This window comes from Thermodesulfobacteriota bacterium (assembly GCA_036482575.1).
Taxonomy (GTDB): domain Bacteria; phylum Desulfobacterota; class GWC2-55-46; order GWC2-55-46; family JAUVFY01; genus JAZGJJ01.
On record JAZGJJ010000077.1, the window covers coordinates 1 to 5,733 of the forward strand.

The window sequence follows — 5,733 nt, forward strand, 5'->3', positions numbered from 1 at the left end:
ACGCCCTCGGGGAGTACGAGGCCACGGTAAGGCTCGACCCTGGTTTCGTTGAGGCAGTTAACAATATGGGTGTGATTTACAGGGAGAACGGGTCTTACGACATGGCCATAGGCACCTTCAAGAAGGCGCTTGAGATAGACGCCTACAACCCCGCCGTCAACTACAATATCGCGGTGGCCTATGACATGTCCGGCGATACGGAGATGGCACGGCGCCATTACACGACTTTTCTTTTTACCGCGCCCGCCTACTACGGCGGCCAGCTGAGGGATGCCCGCAGGCGCCTTATGGAGCTTAAGCGGTGAGGGGTGTTACCGGGGGGGGGGGGAGCTTGTCATTTTACAGCCTGCTATGGTATCGTATGGCCCGGATGCAGGGGAGGAGGTGGTGAATAAGATCAGGCCGCGCTACCTGTCCCAGATGCCCTTGCCCCTGTCGGGCCCCTCCTCATACGGGGAGGTGTCCACCGACGGGACCGCTTTACGTCTCTTCGCCGGGAAGGTGACGGAGCCGTAACTCTCCCGGAGTTCCTTGAGCGAGCGTTCCCTCAGGGTGGTCAGGGTCTTTATGATCTCGTCGAGCCGGACTTTGTCCGCGCCCGACCCGCCGAGCGCCTTTATCGAATCGATCTCTTCGGCGGTGTAGCTCTCTACCGACTCAAGGAGGTGTCTGGACCTTCTCGATCCCGGCTCCTCGGCCCAGCGCATGGCCTTTATCTCGGAGAGGGTCTTTTTCGACCTCCCGGTCGAGAGTTTCTGAAACGCGTCGGCCCCCGCGCGGTCCGGCAACCCCTTGGTCAGTTCACCGACCTCGGCAGCGAACGTCTCCACGGCATCCAGCGCGTCGGAAACCGTATCGCCACGGGCCTCGGGCGCAAGGGAAAGCGTGAGCAGTGCTGCGAGGATCAACCGTGCTTTCATAGTTATAAGTATATAACCCTATGGCCCGGCTGTCAAACCGATAATTAAGGTATTAATGAAAAAAGATAAAAAAACCCTCTTCATCATAGACGGCACCTCGTGGGTATACAGGGCCTACCACGCTATCCCGCACTTCTCGAACTCGAAGGGGCTCCCCACAAACGCCGTCTACGGCTTCACCCAGACCCTTAAGAAGCTCGTCTCCGACTACGGTCCCGACTACCTGGCCGTGGCCTTCGACGTAAAGGGCCCCACGTTCAGGCACGAGCTCTTCGAGGAGTACAAGCTGGAGAGGCCGCCCATGCCCGACGACCTGAGCCCCCAGATACCGTACATAAAGGATATCGTAAGGGCCTTCAACATACCGGTGTTGGAAAAAGAGGGCTACGAGGCCGACGACGTCCTGGCCACGCTCGCCGGCGAATTCGCCGGGCGGCTGAGGGTGGTCGTGGTCACGGGCGATAAGGACATGTTCCAGCTCGTGGGTCCCGACACGGTCGTCCTCGACCAGGCGAAGAAAAAGGAGTACGGCCCGGCTGAGGTGGAGGAGAAGTTCGGCGTCCCGCCCGAGCGCATAGTGGACCTTATGGGGCTAGCCGGGGACACGTCGGATAACATCCCCGGAGTGCCGGGGGTGGGTGTAAAGACCGCGGCGAAGCTCATAAAAGAGTTCGGGAGCTTCGATGGGGTATTTAAAGACGTAGACGCTGTTTCCGGTAAAAAGTTAAAGGAGAATCTTAAGGAATATAAGGAGCAGGCAATCCTCTCTCGGGAACTCGCCACACTCAAGTCGGACGTGCCGGTCGACTGCGACCTCGGGTTGCTTGAGCGTACCGGGCCGGACCTCTCCTCGCTCGAGCCGCTCCTCCGGGAACTCGAGTTCACGAAACTCATAAAGGAGTTTTCCCCGGATAAAAAGGGCGGGAATGATTGCACCCTCGTTCTTACGGAAGAGGAGTTGAAAGCCCTGGCCGCCTCCCTTGAAAAGGCGGAGTGCGTTGCCCTGGTCCCCGAGCCGGGGGGCAGGGGGGAGCCGCTTCGCGGGCTGGCGCTCTCGTTCGGAGAGGAGAGTTTTTACGTGCCCCTCGCTTATGGGGCGGATGACGCTTCGGAGAGCGGTCTGCCGGAAGAGGTGGTATTAAAGCACCTTAAAAAGCCTATCGAAGACGGCAAACTCAAGAAGGCGGCCCACGACGCAAAGGCCCTTTTCCTCGCCTTTACGCCTATGGGCATAAAGCCGGGCGGAGTAGTAATGGATACCTCCCTTGCCTCCTACCTCCTGAACCCGACCCGAGGGGGGGGGGGGAGGGGGGGGCACGACCTCGAGGCGGTTGCCTACGCATACCTCGGCTCGGCGCCAAAGGAGTTCTCTATCGAGGGGCTGGACCTGGAAAGCGCGGCGGAGGTGGCCGGGGACAAGGTTTCTACCGTCCTGGACCTTACCGGGGTGCTCGAAGAGAAGCTCGAAGAGGGGGGGCTTACGACACTCTTCCGTGATATCGAGCTCCCGCTTGCCGAGGTGCTCGCGGCGATGGAGCTCGCCGGGATAAAGGTGGACGGGGGGGCGCTCGCCGAGCTCTCAAAAGAAATGGAAAGGGAGCTCGGTGCGCTTGAAGCGGCGCTCTACAGCGCCGCCGGAGCGACCTTCAACATAAGCTCCCCCAAGCAGGTGGCAAAACTCCTCTTCGAGGAGCTGGGCTTAAAACCGCTGAAGAAGACCAAGACCGGTTACTCCACAGACGAGAGCGTACTCACGAGGCTCGCCGCCACCCACGAGGTGCCGGAGAAGATCTTAAGCTACAGGCAGCTCTCGAAGCTCAAGAGCACTTACGTGGACGGGCTGCTCGCCCTTATAGACCCCCGGACCGGCAGGGTCCACACCTCCTTTAACCAGACCGTCACGGCCACGGGAAGGCTTTCGAGCTCCGGGCCCAACCTCCAGAACATCCCCGTGAAGGGCGAGTTCGCCCCGAGGATAAGGGGGGCGTTCGTGGCGGAAAAAGGTTCTAGATTCCTCTCGGCCGACTACTCCCAGATAGAGCTCCGGCTCGTGGCCCACTTCTCCGGTGACCCGGTGCTCGTCGAGGCCTTCAGCCGGGACGAGGACGTCCATACGAGGACCGCGAGCGAGGTCTTCGGCATTATGCCCGGGCTCGTGACCCCGGAGATGAGGCGGAGGGCCAAGGCGATAAACTTCGGCATAATCTACGGCATGGGCGCCTACGGCCTCGCCGGAGAGCTCGGCATAAGCGTGTCGGAGGCCGGGAACTACATAGAGACCTACTTCGAGCGCTACGAAAAGGTCAGGGAGTTTATAGACGGGACCATAGAGGGGGCGGCGGAGCGGGGCTACACGGAGACCCTTTTCGGCCGCCGGAGATACATACCGGAACTCCGGAGCCCCAACGAGACGGTCGTAAGACTCGGGGAGCGGCTGGCCGTAAACACCCCGGTCCAGGGCTCGGCCGCGGACATAATAAAGGCCGCCATGATAAAGATACACCGCCGTATCGCCGAAGGCGGGTTCAACTCCAGGATGCTCCTCCAGATACACGACGAACTCGTCTTCGAGGTGCCGTCGAAGGAGGTAGTAGAGGTAGAGCCCCTTGTAAGGGAGGAGATGGAGGGGGTGGTCGGCCTCGACGTGCCGCTCGTGGTGAACGTAAAGCTTGGCAAGGATTGGAGAAAGGTCGGTTAGGCGGGCAAACCGCCGATTTGCCCGCCATGCTTCGTTGGCGGAGGATTTCGATCCTCAACGTATAACAATATACGTTTCCGGTACGAAATCCTCCCCCGCCTCGCCTGACAGGCAACTTGACGGTTTGGTCTGAGCCTGCCCTGAGCTTGTCGAAGGGTGACGCGCAGCAATTGTCCCTATTCCTATTTATTCCGAGGCATGTACCGGACTGAAGGTGTTTTAACACATAAGAGGCAAATAATTATGGACCCCGAGTTTCAGCCCAAACGATTACTAAAGTATGACGAGGAAGGAGTTATCAATGAGATAAAACGAGTATTATCTCAGCACTTTAATAATCAACTTCCTCAAATGAAAGATTTTTCTAAATACTCAAGGATTTCTTATTCTACAGTACTAAAGTACTTCGGGACATGGTCTAATGCGCTTGAAAAATCGGGGTATCGCTTTTCCGATGATGCTCTTCAAGACCTTAAAAAAGTAGCCGCTTTGAATAACGGAAAATTTTTTACGTACAAATTCTACAAAAAGAATGGCGGGCGATATAGTTCAAAAATGTTGAAGAAGTATTTAGGTTGTTCTGATTGGCAAACGCTACTAGAAAAAAATTTGTCCCTGAAGAAAATTAGAATAGTAAGAATAGTTACAGCACAAAGGAAAAGGAAATCATTGTTTACTGAAGAACAACTTTTTTTAGAGCTTGATAGAGTATGGAAAGAACTGGGAAGGCGGCCTACCTATACGGAATTCAGAAAAACAGGCAACATAGGCACAAAGGTTTATGAAAGAAGATTTGGATCATGGACAAAAGCAATAGAGTCGTTTTCTTTAAAATTTGGGTACTTCAATCAATCTAATGAGAATTGTAGGGTAACCTCTGAATTAGTATTAGCTGAATTAAAAAGTATCGCATCAAAAATTCCTTATCAAAGAGTTAAATTTGATGACTATGAAAAATTCGGAGGAGTTCATTCTTTATCAACTTTCTACAATTGTTTTGGTTCTTGGGCTAAAGCGGTTCAGAAGATTGACAGGAGAGCTGGTGTAGAAAAAGGCTTGTATTCAGATGAAGATATGTTTTCTGAATTACAACGAATATGGGAAATCTTAGGAAGGCAACCAAAGTATAGAGAGATGGGAAAATCAAGTTCTATAACTGCTTCATTATATATACAGAGATTTGGAAGTTGGATAAAGGCTGTCCATGCATTTTGCAAAGACCGTGCAGAAGAAAATGAGCGTGAGAACGAAGATGTTGCAGATAATATGTCAGCAAATAAAGAGAGGATAGAGACAATCCCTGATTCCGAGAATGCCTCATCAGACAAGGTCGAAACCATTGTTATGTCAACACCGAGACAAGCGCCACCCAAGTTGCGTTTTAAAGTAATGGCCCGAGACAAATTTACATGTGTCACATGTGGTAGAGGTCCAAAAAATGAATCTGGCGTTAAGTTGCATGTCGATCATATCCATCCTTACTCTAAGGGCGGAGAGACAGTCTTTAAGAATCTTCAGACACTATGCCAGAAATGCAATATGGGCAAATCCAATCTGATATTTGATTGACGTGACTGTTCTGATATAGTAATCACCTGACAGTTGGCCATTAATTAAGCAGTAGGGTGGGCTGTGCCCACCTTTAAAGATTCATTCACCAGCCACCCCCTTCGTCAAATTCAAGTCGTTTTCGTGCCTTTAACCGGTGGGCACAGCCCACCCTACATGGCTATACGCCTGCGGGCCAAAATGTGCGCCTGCCTCGTCTGGCGAACAACTTGCCGGTTCGGCGCGTGACGCGCGGCAGTAACTCCGTCCTATAGGCCCCCCTGTTCCTTTTGTCCCTTCTGTCATCCTGACATTATCGGGGCAACCTCTCTCCCCCAAGGGGCGAGAAGGCTAAAAGACACAGGGTGGGAATAGGACGGAGTTACCGCTCCACCGCAGGTGGGGGAAAAGGCTTGACACGAATTATTTTCCCTGATAGGATTTTTAGCAGTTGTGGTCTTACCCTGGAGATTCACATCCGGCTGTGTGGTGAAGGGTTATGCGGGCCGTGGAGGTCCATTACCAACCTCCGCAGCCCGTCTCTTATCGGCCAGGGAGTTCAGGAAA

General features: G+C 54.0%; 4 protein-coding genes. 3 read left to right on the forward strand and 1 reads right to left on the reverse strand.

From position 1 onward, the window contains the following. A partial coding sequence (locus tag V3W31_03305; GenBank protein ID MEE9613967.1) for a tetratricopeptide repeat protein occupies positions 1-305 on the forward strand: 305 nt, incomplete at its 5' end. 102 nt (positions 306-407) lie between these two features. Here the strand turns inward: V3W31_03305 and V3W31_03310 are convergent. Further along, a complete protein-coding gene (locus V3W31_03310; protein MEE9613968.1) occupies positions 408-920 on the reverse strand; it encodes a hypothetical protein in 513 nt (170 codons plus the stop codon). 55 nt (positions 921-975) lie between these two features. On the opposite strand from V3W31_03310, the gene polA reads away from it, so the two are divergent. Together polA and V3W31_03320 are read left to right on the forward strand one after the other, a co-directional pair. Then, positions 976-3,618, forward strand: a complete 2,643-nt coding sequence (polA, locus tag V3W31_03315; GenBank protein ID MEE9613969.1) for a DNA polymerase I — start codon at positions 976-978, stop codon at positions 3,616-3,618. 243 nt (positions 3,619-3,861) lie between these two features. Beyond that, a complete protein-coding gene (locus V3W31_03320) occupies positions 3,862-5,187 on the forward strand; it encodes an HNH endonuclease (GenBank protein MEE9613970.1) in 1,326 nt (441 codons plus the stop codon). Positions 5,188-5,733: the final 546 nt, after the last annotated feature.

Coding starts and splice junctions, on each gene's coding strand:
- V3W31_03320 (MEE9613970.1), top strand. CDS start 3,862: ATGGACCCCGAGTTTCAGCCCAAACGATTACTAAAGTATGACGAGGAA.
- V3W31_03310 (MEE9613968.1), bottom strand. CDS start 920: ATGAAAGCACGGTTGATCCTCGCAGCACTGCTCACGCTTTCCCTTGCG.
- polA (MEE9613969.1), top strand. CDS start 976: ATGAAAAAAGATAAAAAAACCCTCTTCATCATAGACGGCACCTCGTGG.